The sequence below is a fragment of the Luteimonas sp. 9C genome, from assembly GCF_902506295.1.
Taxonomy (GTDB): domain Bacteria; phylum Pseudomonadota; class Gammaproteobacteria; order Xanthomonadales; family Xanthomonadaceae; genus Luteimonas.
In genome coordinates, this window is the sequence record NZ_LR733312.1 from 2,313,177 (window position 1) to 2,330,686 (window position 17,510).

At 69.6% G+C, this 17,510-nt stretch carries 16 protein-coding genes; 5 read left to right on the forward strand and 11 right to left on the reverse strand.

All coding sequences use genetic code 11. The features are described from left to right. Positions 1-132: 132 nt before the first annotated feature. The 3 genes from CURTO8I2_RS10565 to CURTO8I2_RS10575 form a co-directional block, all read right to left on the reverse strand. Positions 133-1,032 carry a LysR family transcriptional regulator gene (locus tag CURTO8I2_RS10565; RefSeq protein WP_159681027.1) on the reverse strand — a complete coding sequence of 300 codons (900 nt, stop codon included), beginning with the start codon at positions 1,030-1,032 and terminating at the stop codon, positions 133-135. Positions 1,033-1,177: 145 nt separating this feature from the next. Beyond that, entirely contained in the window at positions 1,178-3,589 is a 2,412-nt protein-coding gene (locus CURTO8I2_RS10570; protein WP_159681029.1) for a sodium:solute symporter, read from the reverse strand. Between the two features lie 62 nt (positions 3,590-3,651). Further along, a complete protein-coding gene (locus CURTO8I2_RS10575) occupies positions 3,652-4,533 on the reverse strand; it encodes a CoA ester lyase (RefSeq protein ID WP_159681031.1) in 882 nt (293 codons plus the stop codon). A gap of 282 nt (positions 4,534-4,815) precedes the next feature. Here CURTO8I2_RS10575 and CURTO8I2_RS10580 point away from each other — a divergent pair, with 282 nt between their 5' ends. Further along, a complete protein-coding gene (locus CURTO8I2_RS10580; RefSeq protein ID WP_159681033.1) occupies positions 4,816-5,832 on the forward strand; it encodes a 3-oxoacyl-ACP synthase III in 1,017 nt (338 codons plus the stop codon). A gap of 118 nt (positions 5,833-5,950) precedes the next feature. On the opposite strand, the gene CURTO8I2_RS10585 is transcribed toward CURTO8I2_RS10580, so the two are convergent. Further along, entirely contained in the window at positions 5,951-7,675 is a 1,725-nt protein-coding gene (locus tag CURTO8I2_RS10585; protein WP_159681035.1) for a GAF domain-containing protein, read from the reverse strand. Beyond that, entirely contained in the window at positions 7,672-8,259 is a 588-nt protein-coding gene (locus CURTO8I2_RS10590; RefSeq protein WP_159681036.1) for a biliverdin-producing heme oxygenase, read from the reverse strand. The genes CURTO8I2_RS10585 and CURTO8I2_RS10590 overlap by 4 nt, the downstream gene beginning before the upstream one ends. Positions 8,260-8,418: 159 nt before the next feature. Here CURTO8I2_RS10590 and CURTO8I2_RS10595 point away from each other — a divergent pair, with 159 nt between their 5' ends. Then, positions 8,419-9,321, forward strand: coding sequence for an alpha/beta fold hydrolase (locus CURTO8I2_RS10595; protein ID WP_159681038.1), 903 nt, complete (start codon positions 8,419-8,421; stop codon positions 9,319-9,321). A gap of 30 nt (positions 9,322-9,351) precedes the next feature. On the opposite strand, the gene CURTO8I2_RS10600 is transcribed toward CURTO8I2_RS10595, so the two are convergent. Together CURTO8I2_RS10600 and CURTO8I2_RS10605 are read right to left on the reverse strand one after the other, a co-directional pair. Continuing rightward, positions 9,352-9,765, reverse strand: a complete 414-nt coding sequence (locus CURTO8I2_RS10600; protein WP_159681040.1) for a YkgJ family cysteine cluster protein — start codon at positions 9,763-9,765, stop codon at positions 9,352-9,354. Positions 9,766-10,031: 266 nt separating this feature from the next. After that, positions 10,032-10,502, reverse strand: coding sequence for a YiiD C-terminal domain-containing protein (locus tag CURTO8I2_RS10605; protein ID WP_159681042.1), 471 nt, complete (start codon positions 10,500-10,502; stop codon positions 10,032-10,034). Positions 10,503-10,568: 66 nt separating this feature from the next. On the opposite strand from CURTO8I2_RS10605, the gene CURTO8I2_RS10610 reads away from it, so the two are divergent. Next, positions 10,569-11,345, forward strand: coding sequence for a uroporphyrinogen-III synthase (locus CURTO8I2_RS10610; RefSeq protein WP_159681043.1), 777 nt, complete (start codon positions 10,569-10,571; stop codon positions 11,343-11,345). Positions 11,346-11,430: 85 nt separating this feature from the next. Then, positions 11,431-12,714 (forward strand): heme biosynthesis HemY N-terminal domain-containing protein, encoded by a 1,284-nt coding sequence (locus tag CURTO8I2_RS10615; RefSeq protein WP_159681044.1) that lies wholly within the window; start codon positions 11,431-11,433, stop codon positions 12,712-12,714. 266 nt (positions 12,715-12,980) lie between these two features. On the opposite strand, the gene CURTO8I2_RS10620 is transcribed toward CURTO8I2_RS10615, so the two are convergent. Beyond that, positions 12,981-13,556: a hypothetical protein gene (locus tag CURTO8I2_RS10620; protein WP_159681045.1), complete on the reverse strand. Its 576-nt coding sequence runs from the start codon at positions 13,554-13,556 to the stop codon at positions 12,981-12,983. A gap of 17 nt (positions 13,557-13,573) precedes the next feature. Further along, positions 13,574-14,851: an acetyl-CoA C-acetyltransferase gene (locus CURTO8I2_RS10625; RefSeq protein WP_159681046.1), complete on the reverse strand. Its 1,278-nt coding sequence runs from the start codon at positions 14,849-14,851 to the stop codon at positions 13,574-13,576. Between the two features lie 92 nt (positions 14,852-14,943). Between CURTO8I2_RS10625 and CURTO8I2_RS10630 the strand changes: the two genes are divergently transcribed. Next, entirely contained in the window at positions 14,944-15,843 is a 900-nt protein-coding gene (locus CURTO8I2_RS10630) for a hypothetical protein (RefSeq protein ID WP_159681047.1), read from the forward strand. A 362-nt stretch (positions 15,844-16,205) separates the two neighbouring features. Here CURTO8I2_RS10630 and CURTO8I2_RS10635 read toward each other — a convergent pair whose 3' ends face one another. Further along, positions 16,206-16,829 (reverse strand): superoxide dismutase family protein, encoded by a 624-nt coding sequence (locus CURTO8I2_RS10635; protein WP_236551077.1) that lies wholly within the window; start codon positions 16,827-16,829, stop codon positions 16,206-16,208. Positions 16,830-16,930: 101 nt separating this feature from the next. Next, positions 16,931-17,482, reverse strand: a complete 552-nt coding sequence (locus CURTO8I2_RS10640; protein WP_236551078.1) for a superoxide dismutase family protein — start codon at positions 17,480-17,482, stop codon at positions 16,931-16,933. Positions 17,483-17,510 lie beyond the last annotated feature (28 nt).

Consider the following 17,510-nt stretch of genomic DNA (forward strand, 5'->3'; position numbering starts at 1 on the left):
ACGCGCGTGTCCGGTACGTTGCGCCGAAGATTAGGTGCGCGCGGAGTGCGGATGAACCGCCTGCACCTATGTTCAAACGACAGTTTTTATTGCCTGCGATCACACAAAATGTTTGCTGCGATGCAGCATCGGTCACTCGCGCATCGCGGCCTCGTCGACATGCCGGCGCGCGGTGGCGCGGCACTCCTCGCGCAGAGCCGCCACGAGTCGACTGCGCACGCTGGCATTCGACCAGACGATGCCGATGCGGCGCGGCTCTGCCGGCTCGGGCAACGGGATGCGTGCAAGCCGCACGCCTGCCGGCCAGGGCTGCGCCCAGTCGGGTACCAGTGACACGCCGAGCCCGCGATCGACCATGACCGCGATCGCGTTGAGCGCGTTGAGCTCGAAGCGCTCGCGCGGCGCGATGCCGACGCGGCGCAGGTAGTCGTCGGCCTGGCGGCCGCCCCACTGGTGACGGTCGTAGCGGATCAGCGGTTCGCTGGCGAGCAGTTCGTGCGGATCGCGATGCGCCATGTGCTGCGGTGCCAGGACCACCAGCGGCTCTTCGCGCAGCACCTCCCAGTTGCAGGTCTTGGGCAGGGCGAACGGCGCCTGCAGCACGATCGCCGCATCGAGATTGCCCTGCTCCACTTCGGTGTAGAGCTCGGCCGAATAACCGGGTTTGATGAAGACGTTGATCTGCGGCAGCGTGGTGACCATGCGCGCGAGCACATCGGGCAGCATGCCCGCCAGCGCCGTCGGACACGCGCCGAGCCGCAGTTCGCCGGCGACCGCGCGATCGTTGGCGACGCTGCGCAGGTCCGAGACGTCGCGCAGCAGATCGCGGGTGCGCTGCAGGATGCGGGCGCCCTCTTCGGTCACGCAGACGGTGCGCCCGGCGCGCGCGATCAACGCGACGCCGAGTTCGCGCTCCAGGGTGCGGATCTGCTGGGCCACCGCTGCCGGGGTGATGTTGAGAAAGCGTGCCGCGGCGGCCATCGAGCCCCGGTCGACGACGTTGACGAAGGTGTAGAGGAACTGGGTGTCCAAAGAGCGTCTCCGTGCGGGGCAGGCCGCGCGCCCTCGCAGCAAATGGCGGTGCGCGGCGGGCCGTCCGTGGACGACCCCGACCGGGCGTGACGCACAGTAGCCCGGGCGGTGACGCCGCGCCCCTGCCGGACGGCAGGGGCACCGGCTATGCGGCGTCCTGCGGCGCCTTGCGGTCGTGGATCGTCAGGCCCTCGAGCGAACGCTGCGTGGCCGGGAACAGCAGGCTGGCGCAATAGCCGATCACGATGCACAACATGATCGAGATGCCCAGATAGAAGTAGGGATGCACCAGATCGAACCACCACGCGAGCGTGGTCAGCACGATGGCGGACGCCACGCCGATCGCCACCCCCGGCGAGTTTGCCCGCCGGGTGAACATGCCCAGCGTATAGGCACCGGCGAAGCCGCCACCAAGCAGCCCGGCCAGTTCGATCGACACGTCGAACAGCGAATGGATGTCGAAGCGCGACAGCAGCAGTGCCAGACCGATGCCGACCAGGCCGACCACCACCGTCATCCATTCCGCGAAGCGCACGCTGCCGCGCTCGGTCGGCGCTTTCGCGAGACGGTCGTAGAAATCGACCGACAGCAGCGTCGCCACGCTGTTGATGATGCTCGACAGCGTCGACATGGCGGCGGCGAAAATGCCGGCGATGATGAGGCCGGTCACGCCCACCGGCAGCTCGGCGGCGATGAAGAGCGGGAACGTCGCATCGATAGGCAACAGCGGATCGAGTCGTTCGGGATTCTGCCGGTAGTACATCCACAACGCGGTACCGATGGAATAGAACACGAAGCCACCGGGGATCATGATGGCGGCGAACACCCAGATCGAACGGCCGGCTTCCTTGTCGGATTTGGTGGCCAGCGTGCGCTGCATGAGCACCTGGTCCTTGGGGAAGGTCAGCACCACGTCGAAGACCACGAGGAAGATGAAACCCCAGACGGTGGCTTTGGTCAGGTCGAAGCTGAAATCGAGCAGCTTGGTCTTCTCGTCCAGCACGACCGCTTCACGCACGGCGTCGAAATCGCTGCCCAGCGAATAGAAGATGAAACCGATCGCAAAGATCGCGCCACCCATCTTGACGAAGACCTGCACGAAATCGGTCCACACCACTGCGCGCATGCCGCCCATCACCGTGTAGATGATGGTGAACACGCCCATGATGAGGATGCTCCACACCACATCGATGCCGGTAATCGTCGCAATCGCGAGCGCCGGCAAGAACAGGATGACGCTGAGCCGGCTGCCGATCTGCATCAGGATGGCGAGTGCACTGGCGAGCATGCGGATTGCCGGGTGGAACCGGGTTTCCAGATACGAGAACACCGACATCAGGTCGAGCCTGCGCAACAGCGGTACGATCCACACCGCGACGAACATCAGGCCCAGCACCGCGACCAGGTTGTTGGTCAGATATTGCCAGTTGGTCTCGTACGCCTTCGCGGGAATGGCGATGAAGCTGATCGAACTGGTGTTGGTGGCATACAGGCTGACGCCGGCGGCCCAGAACGGGATGCTGCGCCCACCCATGAAGAACTCGGCCTCCGACCCTTTCTGGTCGCGCAGATAGAAATAGCCGCCGATGCCGAGCATCGCGGCCAGGTACACCACGATCACCAGCCAGTCGAGCCAGTGCAGAAGATGCTGGCCCGATCGCAGCGTCTCGCTGTGCAGGCGCAATGCCGCGCCATCGCCGTCCGCCCACACGAGGCCATTCCGCCAGCCCGCGGCCACGCGTGGATTGCCTGCGAGCGTGGTTGGCAGCGAGGCCCACGAATCGGTGATGGTATGGAACAGCCGCAGGTCTGCCGCCGCGCCCGGCGCGCCGCGCACGAGATAGAGGATGTGCGCCTGGCCGATGGATCGACTCACGCCTGCCTGGACGGCGCCCGGCGTCCGGCCGCGATCGCTCCAGCCCCCGTCGGCCAGCCAGCGGCGCATATGTCCGTCCGCGCTGGCGAGATAGAGACCTGCCCGCTGCGCAGTGAGGCTCAGCGGCGCCGCGCCGCCCGGCCACACGTCCATCGCCTGCCAACGCGTGGTGTCCGAAGCCCCGGCCTGCGCCAGGGACACGATGCGCGCACTGCCGTCGGCGACAAGACCGGCAACATAGAGCGTGTCGCCCAGGACCGCAGCCTGCGGTTGTCGCAACGTTTCGGGCATCTCGGCGAGAGGCTGCGCGACGAGCATGTCCCCGCGCCACGCCAGCGCGAATGGACGCGCGATGCGTCCATCTGCCGCGACCATCAGGAATGCCCGGCCCGCGCCGTTGGTGCTCGACACGATCGAAGCACCTGCGAGCGCGTCGGGCAGCGCGACCATGCGCCAAGCGCGCTCGTCGTCCGCGAGAACCCAGGCACGATCCGTGGCGAGCACCAGCGGCCGATCGTCCAGTACGAGCAGCGTCCGCACGTTCGCCGCCGTTGGCAGGGCAGGCAGCGCGCGGGTGTCGACGGTGGTGAGACCATCGGCCTGCGCCGCCACTGGCGCGAACAGCGCCAGGCACAGCAGGGCCGCGGCATGCAGCAGGCGGCGCAACCACCGACTGCGCATCCGCGCCTCGCTGGCCGCGCATATACGCGTTGCACCCGGGCTTGGGATCTGTGGGCGCAGATTCATGACTGCGGTGCACCACGGGCAGACGCATCACGGCTTGCGTGGTCCAGCAGGCGTTCGGCGCGACGCAGATAGGGGGCATCGATCATCCGGCCATCGACGACGCAGACCGCGCGCCCGTCGCCACGCGCCTGGGCTGCGCCATCGACGATGCGCTGGGCGCGGGCCAGCTCTTCGGAATCGACGGCGAACACGGCGTGCGCCAGGGGCACCTGTCGCGGATGGATGCAGCTCTTGCCGACGAAGCCGAGCTGCCGTGCGAGGCGCGCTTCGCGCTCGAAGCCGGCGTCGTCGCCGAGATGGGCCCACGCGCCATCGCAGGCGAACACACCGGCTTCGGCCGCGGCCAGCGCGACCTGCAGCATCACCGCCTGCACGTGCGCCGGCACATCGCGGCGGATGCCGCAGGGTTCGAACAGGTCGCCGAGTCCCAGCTGCAGCCCTGCGACACGTGGATGCGCGGCTGCGATGTCGGCTGCATTGCGCAGCGCACGCGGGGTCTCGATGTTGAGCAGCAGTCCGGCCGATGGTGCGAGGCCGAGCGCGGCTTCCTGCGCTTCGATCCGCGCGATCGCGGCGCGTACGACATCGGCGCTGTCGGTCTTGGGCAGGTTGATCAGGTCAGGCGCAGCCGGCAACACCGCCACGAGGTCGGCTTCGTATTCGGGCGAGTCCGGTGCATTGGTCCGCACGATCGCCAATGGCGCCCCCGCGCCGCGCGTCTGCGCCTGCAGGAAGGCGGCGACATTGACGCGCGCTTCGGCCTTGCGCGCGTCGGCGACGGCGTCCTCGAGATCGAACGAGACCGCGTCGGCCTGGCCGTTCCAGGCCTTGTCGAACAGGTCCGGGCGCACGCCCGGCACGAACAGTTTGCTGCGCATCGGCCCTCCCGAGTGGCGGGAAGCAGTGTGCGGGATGGACCCTGCGGAAAAAGTCGCCGCCTCGGGTTTCAGACGATAGTTTTCCTGCGGTCCGAAACGGCTTCCCGCCGCGCATCCGGCGCACGGACTGCTACCGGCCCCTGCGCGGCGCGGTGGTCGAGCACCCGCTGCGACACGGCCCCATCCCGGCGGCAACGGCTTTTCGGTGAGTCCCCCGTCATGCGCCCCCCCGGCGAAGCGGGTAATCTATGCGGCTCCTTTGCCAGATCCGGCGCCCAGCCCATGCTCTTCAAGAACGTCGCCATCGCCGGCCTCGCCCATGTCGATGCGCCGAACCGCGTGACCAGCGACGACATCAACGCAAGGCTGAAGCCCACCATCGACCGCCTCGGCATCAAGACCGACGTGCTCAAGGACATCGCCGGCATCCACGCCCGGCGCCTGTGGGACGATGAGGTCCAGGCCTCGGACGCGGCGACGATGGCCGGCCGCAAGGCGCTCGACGATGCCGGCATCGACGTCGGCAGGCTCGGCTTGCTGGTCAACACCTCGGTGAGCCGTGATTTCCTCGAACCGTCCACCGCCAGCATCGTCGGCGGCAACCTCGGCATTCCGGACACCTGCCAGAACTACGATCTGGCCAATGCCTGCCTCGCGTTCGTCAACGGCATGGATGTCGCCAGCCGCATGATCGAGCTGGGCGAGATCGACTACGCGCTGATCGTCGACGGCGAGACCGCGAACCTCGCCTACGAGAAGACCATCGAGCGTCTGCTGCGCCCCGAAACGACGGAAGAGGATTTCCGCAACGAGCTGGCCACGCTGACGCTCGGCTGCGGCTCGGCAGCGATGGTGCTCGCACGCGCCGACCTGCTGCCCGACGCCCCGCGCTACAAGGGCGGCGTGACGCGTTCGGCGACCGAATGGAACACCCTGTGCCGCGGCAACCTCGACCGCATGGTCACCGACACGCGCATGCTGCTGATGGAAGGCATGAAGCTGGCGCAGAAGACCTTCGGCGCAGCGCGCGAGGCGATGGGCTGGGTGGTCGACGAGCTGGACCAGTTCGTGATCCACCAGGTCAGCAAGGTGCACACCGGCGCGTTCGTGCAGTCGTTCGGCATCGATCCGAGCAAGGTCCACACGATCTTCGGCGAGCACGGCAACATCGGCCCGGCGTCGGTGCCGATCGTGCTGAGCAAGCTCAAGGAACTCGGCCGCCTGAAGAAGGGCGACCGCATCGCGCTGCTGGGCATCGGTTCCGGCCTGAACTGCACGATGGCCGAGGTGGAGTGGTAAGCGGCCTGTTTCGCTGAGCCGTCGCCGACGGCCTGCCGCCCGCCTGGGCGTGCTGGTGTACCGCAAGAAAAAAGCGCCCGAGGGCGCTTTTTTTTTGTTGGTGCGCACTCCGCCCCGGCTAGTCGGCGTTCGCCACGTTCGAGATGCCGATCATCGACTGCAGGTCACGTTCGAGCTTGTTGATCCGATCCGACAGCTGCGTGGCTTCCTGCGGGCTGACGTGCACCAGCCCTTCGAGCAGTTCCGACAGCTGCAGCAATCGCGTCTTCTGCTCGCGGACATCCAGGCGGACGCGCCTGGCCCGCAGGTCGCCGAGCTCGGCGTGCAGCGCGCCGCGACGATAGCGCTCACGCAGCATGACGTGCAGGCGCCCGGCGACGCGGTGGTCGGCATCGCTCCAGGGCGAGCCACTGCCCCGCACGGTCTCATGCCAGGCGGAGAAGCTCGCGCGCGGGCCAATCTTGCTGCCGTCATGGTCGATCAGGAACGGCTCGTCCGGACGTCCCGCCCAGCGCACTTCCTCCACCTGTTCGCAGCGGAAGAAGAACAGCCACTCGTCGCGCGCCAGATCCAGCGGAAGCGCGAGCACGCCGGCGATCCCGTCGGCATGTTCCGGGTCGCGGGTATTCCAGTCGGCGGTGCGATTCGTGCTGACCGCGCCGGCGCCCGTATTGGCACGCCGCAGCCAGTCGATCAGCAGCGGCAGGCTTGCGGCGTCGGGTGCGCGGCCGGCGCTGTACCAGTGGCCGGCCTGCACCAGACCCACACCGTCGCTTTCGACCGCGCGGTGCAGCAGGTCCAGTTCGCCCTGCAACGCGAGGCGGGGATCGGAGGCGTTGTCGAGGCGCAGCGCAAGGGTGTCGCGGGCGCTGCGCGCGCGATCTTCGAGCAGCACGGCGTCCTGCTGCTCGCGCGAGGCGATGCGCATCGACACGAACAGGCCGAACATGTCGGCCGCAGCGCGCACGCCCGGCGGCACGCGACGCGGCGTGCGGTGGTGACAGGCGATCAGGCCCCACAGCCGTCCGCCCGACACGATCGAGATCGACATCGATGCGACCACGCCCATGTTGGCGAGATATTCCAGATGCACCGGCGACACGCTGCGCAGGGCCATCTGGGCGAGATCGAGCGGGCCGCCGTGGCTGTCGCGATCGGGCAGGATCGGCACCGGCACGTAGGTCGCGTCGGGAATCACGCGGATGCGGTTGCGCAGATACAGCATGCGGGCCTGCACCGGAATGTCGGACTGCGGATAGCGCAGGCCCAGATACGCCGGCAACGCCGCGTCGCGGGATTCGGCCACCACCTCGCCCGAGTCGTCCGGACGGAAACGGTAGACCATCACGCGGTCGTAGCCGGTCAACAGGCGGACCTGCTCGGCGACGCGCTGGTTGAAATCGTCGATGTCGTCGCTGCCGGCGACGCGCGCGATCATCGTCTGCGCGACCACGGTGGGCGAGCGCTCGCCGGTGCTGCGCGGCTGCGGCTCGACTTCGATGTGCACCAGGCCATCGGCGACGTGCACGCTGATGTCGCAAAGATCGGCCATCGGTCCGATGTTGCCAACGGCGGCGCGCTGCGGCGGGGCGCCGGGTTCACCGAACCCGATCGTCTCGGCGATCGCCTGGATCAGATCGTCGGTCAGGAACTCGCGCAGCGAGTGCCGCAACATGTGTTCCGGGGCGGCGCCGGTCAGCGTTTCGACATTCGCCGAGACGTGACGGATCGTCCAGTCGGGCAACTGACAGCTGATGAGATACCCGTGGGGCTGGATCGCGCCCGACAGATGGATGGGTTCGTTGGCGCAGTCCTGCAATGCGCGATCAAGCGCTGGATTCATGCAACGGGCTCCTTTCGGGGGGCGGGCATCGCATCGAAGCTCCGCTGGAAACAGGACTCGACCAGCAGGAACGCATCGCGTGCGCCCTGCAACAGATGTGTACGCGGCCGATCGACCTGCGCTGCGCGCGCCGTGAGGCGTTCGAGCACATTGCGCCAGGTTTCGCCGCCGGCATGTCGGGCGAGGAACCGTGCACCGGTCTGCGCGTCGTGGCCCAGCGTCTGCACGCCCCGCAACAGGTGCCGCGCGCCCAGACTGCTGCCCGCCATCACGTATTCCCAGCCCAGACGCTCATCCGCGTCGTCGGCGAATCCACGCACACCGCTGGGCGGCAACGGCGCCAACGCCAGATCGTGCAGATCGCCGGCCAGCCAATAGGACGCACGCGGCACCGCACCGATCACGATCTCGAAATCGGAAGCGAACCGGTGCATGCCGACGACGTAACGCCCATAGGCGAGCGGCGTGCCCAGTCCTTCGAGGAAACAGGCGTCGACGCGCGCATGCAGGTCCGAGGTCCCGGCACGCAGGAAGTGACGCAGATCCTGGGTGTCTGGCACCCGGTTGCGCAGTTGCGTATTCATATTTCCAGCATACGCCGATGCCTTTTCGACCACCGTCTTTCGCCGCACATAGGCGTACGCGCTTCAGCACTGTGAAGACGGGAATTCACGATTTCAGGCGGCTGCCGGTGCGCCGCTTACAATGTGACGCATTCATCGCAACCTTCGGTATGCCCAGCCGTGCAGCTTCCTGACTATCCATTCAGCGGCCACCAGTTCGAAGCGCGACCCGGCGTGCGGATGCATTATCTCGACGAGGGTCCGCGCGACGGCGAGGTCGTACTCATGCTGCACGGGAATCCCTCGTGGAGCTACTACTGGCGGCACCTCGTGCTCGGCCTGCGCGACCGGTATCGCTGCATCGTGCCCGACCACGTCGGCATGGGATTCTCCGACAAGCCCGACGACGCGCCCGGCGCGTCTCCGCGCTACGACTACACCCTGTCCTCGCGTGTGGCGGACATCGGCGCGCTGCTCGCGCACCTGCAGATCGACGGGCCGGTGACGCTGGCGGTGCACGACTGGGGCGGCATGATCGGCTTCGGCTGGGCGCTCGCGCACATGCCGCAGGTCCAGCGCCTGGTGATCACCAACACCGCCGCGTTCCCGCTGCCCACCGACAAGCCGATGCCGTGGCAGATCGCGCTCGGTCGCGACTACACCGTCGGCGAGTGGATCATCCGCGGCTTCAACGCGTTTTCCGGTGGCGCGTCGTGGCTGGGCGTCGAGACGCGCATGCCCGCCGCGGTGCGCCGTGCCTACGTCGCGCCCTACGACACCTGGGCCAACCGCATCAGCACCGTGCGGTTCATGCAGGACATTCCGCTCGGTCCGAAGGACCGCGCATGGCCCTTGCTCGAAGCCGCTGGACAGCGTCTGCCCGACTACGCCGATCGTCCGGCGTTCATCGGCTGGGGTCTCCGGGACTTCGTGTTCGACCACCACTTCCTCGCCGGCTTCCGCGCGGCGCTGCCGCAGGCCGAGGTCATGGCGTTCGAGGATGCGGGGCATTACGTGCTCGAGGACAAGCACGCCGTGCTGGTGCCGGCCATCCGCAGGTTCCTGGACGCGCATCCACTCTGAGCGTCGGGCGCCGGCCCGCCGCGGCCGGGCTCAGGGCACCGGCGCGGCGTCGCCGGCCGGCAACGCGGCGGCGTGCGCATCGACCAGCACCATCGCGATCGCCGGTATCCAGTCCGATGCACGCAAGGCCGGCAGCCCGTGTGCGGCGCGCGCCCGGTCGCACTGCGGGCTCGCCTCGCCCGACTCCCAGGACGCCTGCACATCACGGCAGGCCTGCGGCCGGACCGCATGGATCGTGCATCGGGAGAACGTGCCGATCTCGGCATCGAGCGCGATGCAGCGCGGCCGCGATTCCCAGGTCCCGCGCATCACCACCTGATGCGGCCCGAAGGCCTCGGTCAGCGTCTGCGGCACGACACCGCCCGACGCATCGGTGTCCATCCAGTGCATGGACACCCGGTACTGGCTGCAGCAGGCCCCACAGGTCATACACGGATGGCGCATGGGACGACCCCGGGGATCGCGGCGGTGGGAGAGGAGCGCGGATTCTTGGCATCGACGGTGTCGCGCGCAAGTGCCTGGCGCGCCACGGTCCGGTTCCGGCCGACGGCCGGCGCTTCCCCGGGCGAACGCGTGGGACGCGCAGCGCCGACACGCGGCGAGCGCAGGTGTGCCGGCACGGGCCCGAAGGACAGGATGCGGACGTTCTGCGCAAAACCCCGGGCACCCAGGAAACGGCGCGCGGCGCATGGCCGCGCCCGGGCGATCGCCTAGGCGTCGGCCGCCGAGCGCCGGATGGCCACGTATCGCGCCTGCATCTCGGTGGCGGTGCTGCCGTCGGGCAAGGCGATCCGCGCGGTGAGCGCGACACGCGCGCGGCCGCGCTCGCGCAGCGTGCGCGCGAACGTCGACCAGTCACCGGCGTCGTCGAGCGTGGCCTCGGCTTCCAGATCGCCGAGCAACGGCGCGCGATAGCGGACCGTCGAGTCGGCGACGTAGACCTCGGCGTCCAGACCGGCCTGCTCCACGCGCAGGGTCACCAGACCCCAGGCGGCGAGCGTCATCACCGAGACCAGACTGCCGCCGAATGCGGAGCCCTTGTCGTTGACGTGCGAGGACAGCGGCGCGTGCAGGCGCAGGGAGTCGCCGTCGTAACCGGCAACGGAGACGTCCATCGCGGCGACCGGCGGCATCGAGCCGTAATACGCCTCGAGGGCGCGGAGCGAATCATCGAGCGTCATGCGGGATCCTGTGGGGGTGCGGTCGTCCGGCTTGCGCCGCACCACCGCAGCCACCAAGCTTGGCGCATGCATGCCGCGCCGGCTTTCCCGCATCTGGCGGGATACTACGTCATCTCGCTACGGCCGGCCGGTGCACATGGGGGCCTGCGCCGCGAAGCCGCGCGCCTCGGCGCACGCACGTTCGCGCTCTCGCCCTGGCGCATCGCCTGCCGCGACGACGACGCCGCCCGCGCGGCGCTGCGCCACGCACTGGCCGCCGACATCGTGCTCTTCACCAGTCCATCGGCGGTCGCCGCCGCCTCTGCGCTGACGCCCCTCGTCGCACGCGACGCACAGGCATGGCTCGCGGTCGGCGCGGGCACCGCCCGCGCGCTCGGGCGGGCCGGGATCGTCGGGGTGCGCGCGCCCACGCGCATGGACAGTGAAGGCATGCTGGCGCTGCCGGAACTGGATACGGTCCACGGTCGCAGTGTCGGCCTGGTGACCGCGCCGGGCGGGCGCGGCGTGATCGCGCAGGCGCTCACCGATGCAGGCGCTGGACTCCGCCGCGCCGACGTCTACGACAGGCTGCCGACGCCACCAGCGCCGGGACGTATCGCCCGGCTGATGGCCTTGCCGGCGCCCTGGGTGCTGCCGCTGAGCAGTGGCGACGCCCTGCAGCGCACCGTGGATGCACTGCCGCCCGAGGCAGCGGCACGTCTGCGCGAGGCGCAGGTCTCCGCCGCCAGCGCGCGACTCGCCGGAGTCGCCCGGACGCTGGGGTTCGCGCAGATCGCGCAGGCCGCGGATGCGCGTCCCGCATCGTTGCTGGCGGCCGCGCTGGAGGCGTCCGCTGTCAGCTGAATGGATGCCCGGACCCGCGACGGAACCGTCACGACGGCCTCTGGCACCGTAACGCTCTTCTCCCGCGCCATCCGGAAAATCCGCCATGTCCCTGCTCCGTGCCCTGCTGGTCTGGACCGTCATCGCCCTCCTGGGCGCGCTGGCCGCGCAACTCCTGATGTCGGGCGACCCCGGCTATGTCCTGGTGCGTCGCGGTGGCGTGGATTACACGACGACGGTCATCAATGCGATCGCGATGCTGCTCGGCGCGATGGTGGTGGTGTGGCTGGTGATCACGCTGCTCCTGCTGCCGTTCCGCAGCTGGGGCCGCTATCGCGAGACCAAGGCGCAGAGCCGCATCGGCGAGGGCCTCGACGCCCTGCACCAGGGCCACTACGCCCGCGCCGAGAAGCTGCTGGCGCAGTCCGCCGACGAGAACCCGCATTACGAGCCTGCCGCGCGCATTGCCGCAACCCAGGCCGCGATCGGACGGGGCGACGGTGCTGGTGCCCGGACGCATCTCGACAAGTTCGGCGAGCGCCATCCGGCCACGCGTGCGATCGCGCTCGCGGAACTCGCCCTGCTCGACGAGCGCCCGATCGACGCGTTGACCGCGCTCGACGCACCCGCCGCGCAGCCGCTGCCGCCGCGCGGGCTCGCGCTGCGCGCCGATGCCTGGGCGATGACCGGTCATGCCGCCGAAGCCTATGGACTGCTGGGCGCCCTGCGTCGCCAGAACGCATTACCCGAGGCGCAGCTCGAACTGCGCGAGATCCGCTGGGCCGCCGCGTCGCTGCACGAGGCGGCCGATGCCAACGTGCTCGCCGAGCGCTGGGAAGCGCTGCCCAAGCACATCCGCACCGAGACCCCGGTGGTGCTGGCCTACGCCGACCGTGCGGTCGCGCTGGGCTGGCACGACGCCGCGCTGAAGAGTCTGGAAACCGCGCTCGATGCGCGTTGGGACGAGCGTGTCGCGGCGCGTTACGCATCGCTGGAAGTCGGCGATCCGGCGCACCGCCAGTCGCGCATGGAGCGTTGGCTCAATGCGCATCCGTCGAGCCCGGGCGTCATGCTCGGTCTGGCGCGTCTGCACCTGATGCAGCGTGACTGGCCGAACGCCCGCGATTACCTGCAGCGCGCGATCGACCAGGGGGCGGGCAGCGAGGCGTGGGTGCAGCTGGGCGACGGCTACGCGGCCGATGGCGATGATCGCAATGCACGCCTGTGTTACGCGAATGCCCTGCGCGCGGCACGCAACGAACCGGTCGTCGCGCTCGCACCGTCGCCGGTGGCGCAGCGCGACGACCTGATCGAGCCCGACACACGGGACGCGCACGGCCTGCCGTACGTGCACGGCGAGGCACCGTCGCATCCGACCGACCGGTTCTGATCTGCAGTGTCCGGCGCTCGCTGCAGCAGCGAGCGCGGATCACGGCTCTCACCTGGAAAGCAAGCCTGCCCCGGACCTGATCCGGGACGGATGCGCGCGGCGCATCAAGCAAGGACGCGATCGTCAGCCGCTGAGCGTGACGCGCCACCTCGGGTGCCCGAGGCGACGCTAGTCAATTCGGGTGCGTTCGCACAGGTCGGCAAGCTGACCTTGAAAATGGACGCTGCGCACGGCACTGACCGCGCTCCGGGAAGCGCCGCCCACCTTCAACGCATCGACCGGTGCACCGACACCGCGCCATCGACGGCCTGGTCCAGCGTGATCTCCGCCGCGCGCCCGCGCCCATTGCCCGCCAGCGTGACCGTGACCGGCCCGACGATGACCTGCGGGCCGACCGGACCGAGCGGCGCATTGCCGTCGAGCACTGCATCCGGGATCGCGACGAAGCCGCCCAGCGCGGCGACCCGCGGATCCTCGACATACATGCCCGCGCGCTGCATCTCGGCTGCGGTCAGCGGTGCGGTGTCGACGATGACGATCGCCCCGACTGCAGCGCCGTCTTCCTGCGCACGCCAGGCGCAGCTGATGCCGTAGCTCTCGGGGCTGTCCTGCCGGGTACCGGCGGCATCGACGACATCGAGCCCCTCGACCAGGTCGCCAAGTGCCGACGCCAGGCGCGGGCAATCCGGCAGCGCATCGCGCGGCGGTGGTGCCGAAACCAGTTGCGGACCGGACGCCGTCGGCTGCGGCGTCGCGGCCGCGTCGTCCTTGCCGCATGCGGCGAACGCGCACACGGCGACGGCGAGCAGGCCGAGACGGCCCGGAATAGGGAGGCTGGACATGAGGGTACGCCCTGCGATCAGCGTTCGAGAATCGCGACGACGCCCATGCCGCCGGCGGTGCAGATCGAGATCAGCGCGCGGCCACCGCCGCGTTCCTGGAGCTGCTTGGCCGCGGTGGCGACGACGCGCGCACCGGTCGCCGCGAACGGATGACCCGCGGCCAGCGAGGAGCCGACCGGATTGAGCTTCGCCGCATCGATGCGGCCGAGCGGCGCGTCCAGACCGAGGCGCGTGCGGCAGTAGTCCTCGCTCTCCCACGCCCGCAGCGTGCACAGCACCTGCGCGGCGAAGGCTTCGTGGATCTCGTAGAGGTCGAAGTCCTGCAGCGTGAGATTGTTGCGCGCGAGCATTTCGGCCACGGCGACGGTCGGCGCCATCAGCAGGCCTTCGCCGTGCACGAAATCGACCGCCGACACGTGCGCATCGCGGATGTGGCACAGCACCTCGTGCCCGTGCGCCGCGGCCCATTCGTCGCTGGCCAGCAGGCACGCGGAGGCGCCGTCGGTCAGCGGCGTGGAATTGGCCGCGGTCAGGGTGCCGCGGCCCGACACCTTGTCGAACGCCGGCTTGAGCGTCGCCAGCTTCGCCAGCGAGGTGTCGGGGCGCAGGATGTTGTCGCGCGAGACGCCGCGGAAACTCACCACCAGATCGTCGAAGAAGCCGCGCTCGTAGGCGGCGGCCAGCTTGTGGTGCGAGGCGACGGCGAGTTCGTCCTGCGAATCGCGGGCGATGTTCCATTCCTTCGCCATGTCCTCGCAGTGCTCGCCCATCGACTTGCCGGTGCGCGGCTCGGCCACGCCCGGGAAGTCCGGCTTGAGCTCGCGCAGTCGGAAGCCCTTGAACGCGGCCAGCTTGTCCTTCGGCGTCTTGGCGGCATTCGCCGCCAGCAGGCGACGGCGCAGCGCGCGACCGTAGACGATCGGCACGTCGGACGTGGTGTCCGAGCCGCCGCCGATGCCCGATTCGATCTGGCCGGCGGCGATCTTGTTGCCGATGGTGATGATCGAATCCAGCGACGTCCCACAGGCGCGCTGCAGGGTGATGCCCGGCGTCAACGCCGACAGGCCCGACGACAGCGCAGCCTCGCGGCCGAGGTTCCAGTCGCTGGAATGCTTGATCACCGCGCCCATCGCGACTTCGCCGAGCTGCTGGCCATGCAGGCCGAACTTCTCGACCAGTGCACCGAGCGTGCGCACCGACATCCCGAGATTGCCGACGTCCGCGTAGGCGGTGTTCTGGCGGCAGAACGGAATGCGCACACCACCGAGCACGGCGACGGGACGACCTAGCAGCATCGGAATGACCTCGAAATGGGGGGCGTGGCAATGTCCCGGATACGGGACGGGCATAATGTGAATGAGTCTATCGCTGACCATGTGCACGGCCAATGACCGCAGATCCCGACATTTCCCGACAAATTCCCGCCCCCCAGGTGCTCGGCGTCTTCGCGCTGGAACTCAGTGACGATTCCACGCCTGCGCGCGACGCGCTCGACCCGCAGACCGCCGGTGAACTCGCCCGTCTGCTGGGCCGCGACCTCGGTGCCCTGGTGCCCGGCGCACGCGCGCTCGACCTGACCCTCGCCGCGGCGCATTTCGACCCCGCCGAACTGCTGCGCCCCGGCTGGCCGGTGCATCGCCGCCTCGACGAACTGCGCGCCCGCGCACCGCAAGGCGGACAGGGGCCACGCATCATCGCCTTCGGCGCCGATGCCAGCGGCGCGGTGCCGCTGCCGTTCCAGTCCGATCCGCAACTCGCCGGCGGTCGCCTGCGCGTGCTGCCGTATCTGTTCACCGGCGCCGCCGAGGCCACCGAGACGGTCGCGGCGCAGATGGAGTCGGCGCTGCTCGATCTGGGCATGGCCCAAGCCGATACCGCGCTGTGCGCGCAGGATGCCTTCGGTGCGCGGATCGAACACGCGCGCTATCTCACCCTGCACGACCTGCTGGCGATGACCGCGCTGCAGTACCGCAACCAGGGCCTCGACCCGTTGTGGGATGTGCTGGAAACCGCGCTGCTCGCGCCCGAGGCGGAGGCCTGGCTGGACGCGCCGCCGGAACCGCTGCTGCGGCACGTGGACGGCGAGGTGCGCATCGCAATGCTGTCGCCCGACGACTGGCGCTTGCGCTGCGCGCCGGGCGAATCGGACGACGGCCGACTGGCGCAGGGCTTCGCGATGTACGAAGCGCGGCAGCGTCAGCTGTCGGCGGTGCTGCAGGCGCACGGCGTGCCGGTGGTGCTCGTGCATGTGGCGCCGGGGCAGGAACCGACTGCGGCTTTGCGCTGAGACACGGCCGGCCGTCGCCACGAACGTTCTGGGCAATTTCCGGTGCTCGAATCGCCGCCCCTTCCCCCGCGCGTGGGGGAAGGCTGGGATGGGGGCGAATCATCCGACTGCGAAGGGTCCCGAACACAGGGATATCGCACGGGATACGCGCTCACGACACCTGACGAATTGCCCCCACCCAACCCTCCCCCGCGTGCGGGGGAGGGCGTCTGGCCGTCCGCTGCCGACGCTGCAGGATTGAAGCGAGTTGTCTCGTGCGATCACTTGCGCATGCATCTGCAGATCGCCCATGAAAAACGCCCGCCTCCTGCATCAGGAGACGGGCGCCGGATACCGAGTTGCTGCGCGAGCGCGGCGGGCGCTCAGCCCGCCTGGATCACGCCGCAGGCCAGACGGTCGCCGGCATTGCCGGTGGGCTGCGTCGCATAGTCATCCGCGTCCTGGTGGACGATCACGCCCTTGCCCACGATGTCGGTCGCAGCGCCGTCGCCGATCGTCGCGCCGTCGAGCCAGCCACTGACCTGGGCGGTGCCGTCGGCGCCGGCGGTGATGTTGTCGCTGTCGCCCGCGTGGTGCGCGCCCTGGCCGACGCGGCCGTGATCGGTGCTGCCCGGGTTGAAATGACCGCCCGCGCTGGTGCCGTCCGGGGCGCTGCAGTCGCCGGTCTCGTGCACATGGAAGCCGTGCGCGCCGCCGGCCGGCAGTCCGGTCACGGTGCCGCTGACCTCGATGCGGCCGTCGACCATGGCGAAGCGCAGTTCGCCCGCGGTCTCGTTGCCTTCGGTCGGCGCCAGGGTGGCCATGGCGGTCGCGGCGGCAGCCGTCGCGGGTGCCTGGGTCATCGCGGGCGACGTCGCGGTACCGGTCTGGGCGGCACGGTCGGCTTCGGCGGCGGCGTTGTCGCCGGTGTCGGTCGCACCGCCACAGGCAGCCAGTGCCAGCGCAAGCGCGGCGGGGATCGGCATCAGGAAGGTACGGGTGCGCATGGGGCTCTCCTCGGAATCGAATGGGGCGCGTCTGGCGCGCGGTGTTTCGCCCATCAGCATCCCCGCGGCCGGGTCTCGGTCGCGTGAGTGGCGCGCGGAACCTACGGGATCTGGACGGTGCCGCAGGCCACGCGGGCACCGATCGCGCCGGGCGTCGCGCCCAGGATCAGCAGCGCGCGACCGACGATGTCGTTGGCCGCGCCGCCGCCCAGCACCGCACCGGGCAACAGCAGATCGAGCGTCGCGACGCCGCCGCCATCGGCGACGATGCGGCCGCGCTCGCCGGTGTCCGGCTGCCGGTAGGGCATGCCGTGCTGGGCGTCGAATTCGGGGCCGGCGCTGGTGGCGTCGACCGCGCTGCAATCGCCGCGCGTGTGCAGGCGCAGGTTGTGGGTGCCGTTGCGGACCAGGCCGCCGACTTCGCCGCGCACGCGCACGCCGCCGACATCGGGCGACAGCACCAGCCGGCCGCTGACCAGCGACCCGGACGCGGACGCGAGATTGGCGATCGCGCCTTGCGCGGTGCCGGTGCTGGCAATCGCCGTCACGGCAGGCGGCGCGGTCTGCGCGGTGGGACGGGGCGCGCTGGCGCAGCCGGCGAGCAGGGACGCGGCCGCGGCCGCGAGGATCGGGAGTCGGGTCATGCGATTCATGGCGGCCACTCTAGTGCGCGCACGCGGC

What these genes read in the sequence shown, in the direction of transcription:
- CURTO8I2_RS10580 (WP_159681033.1), top strand. Translation starts at nt 4,816, where the DNA reads ATGCTCTTCAAGAACGTCGCCATCGCCGGCCTCGCCCATGTCGATGCG.
- CURTO8I2_RS10620 (WP_159681045.1), bottom strand. Translation starts at nt 13,556, where the DNA reads ATGTCCAGCCTCCCTATTCCGGGCCGTCTCGGCCTGCTCGCCGTCGCC.
- CURTO8I2_RS10625 (WP_159681046.1), bottom strand. Translation starts at nt 14,851, where the DNA reads ATGCTGCTAGGTCGTCCCGTCGCCGTGCTCGGTGGTGTGCGCATTCCG.
- CURTO8I2_RS10610 (WP_159681043.1), top strand. Translation starts at nt 10,569, where the DNA reads ATGCATGCCGCGCCGGCTTTCCCGCATCTGGCGGGATACTACGTCATC.
- CURTO8I2_RS10585 (WP_159681035.1), bottom strand. Translation starts at nt 7,675, where the DNA reads ATGAATCCAGCGCTTGATCGCGCATTGCAGGACTGCGCCAACGAACCC.
- CURTO8I2_RS10575 (WP_159681031.1), bottom strand. Translation starts at nt 4,533, where the DNA reads ATGCGCAGCAAACTGTTCGTGCCGGGCGTGCGCCCGGACCTGTTCGAC.
- CURTO8I2_RS10635 (WP_236551077.1), bottom strand. Translation starts at nt 16,829, where the DNA reads ATGCGCACCCGTACCTTCCTGATGCCGATCCCCGCCGCGCTTGCGCTG.
- CURTO8I2_RS10630 (WP_159681047.1), top strand. Translation starts at nt 14,944, where the DNA reads ATGACCGCAGATCCCGACATTTCCCGACAAATTCCCGCCCCCCAGGTG.
- CURTO8I2_RS10590 (WP_159681036.1), bottom strand. Translation starts at nt 8,259, where the DNA reads ATGAATACGCAACTGCGCAACCGGGTGCCAGACACCCAGGATCTGCGT.
- CURTO8I2_RS10640 (WP_236551078.1), bottom strand. Translation starts at nt 17,482, where the DNA reads ATGAATCGCATGACCCGACTCCCGATCCTCGCGGCCGCGGCCGCGTCC.
- CURTO8I2_RS10600 (WP_159681040.1), bottom strand. Translation starts at nt 9,765, where the DNA reads ATGCGCCATCCGTGTATGACCTGTGGGGCCTGCTGCAGCCAGTACCGG.
- CURTO8I2_RS10605 (WP_159681042.1), bottom strand. Translation starts at nt 10,502, where the DNA reads ATGACGCTCGATGATTCGCTCCGCGCCCTCGAGGCGTATTACGGCTCG.
- CURTO8I2_RS10615 (WP_159681044.1), top strand. Translation starts at nt 11,431, where the DNA reads ATGTCCCTGCTCCGTGCCCTGCTGGTCTGGACCGTCATCGCCCTCCTG.
- CURTO8I2_RS10570 (WP_159681029.1), bottom strand. Translation starts at nt 3,589, where the DNA reads ATGCGCAGTCGGTGGTTGCGCCGCCTGCTGCATGCCGCGGCCCTGCTG.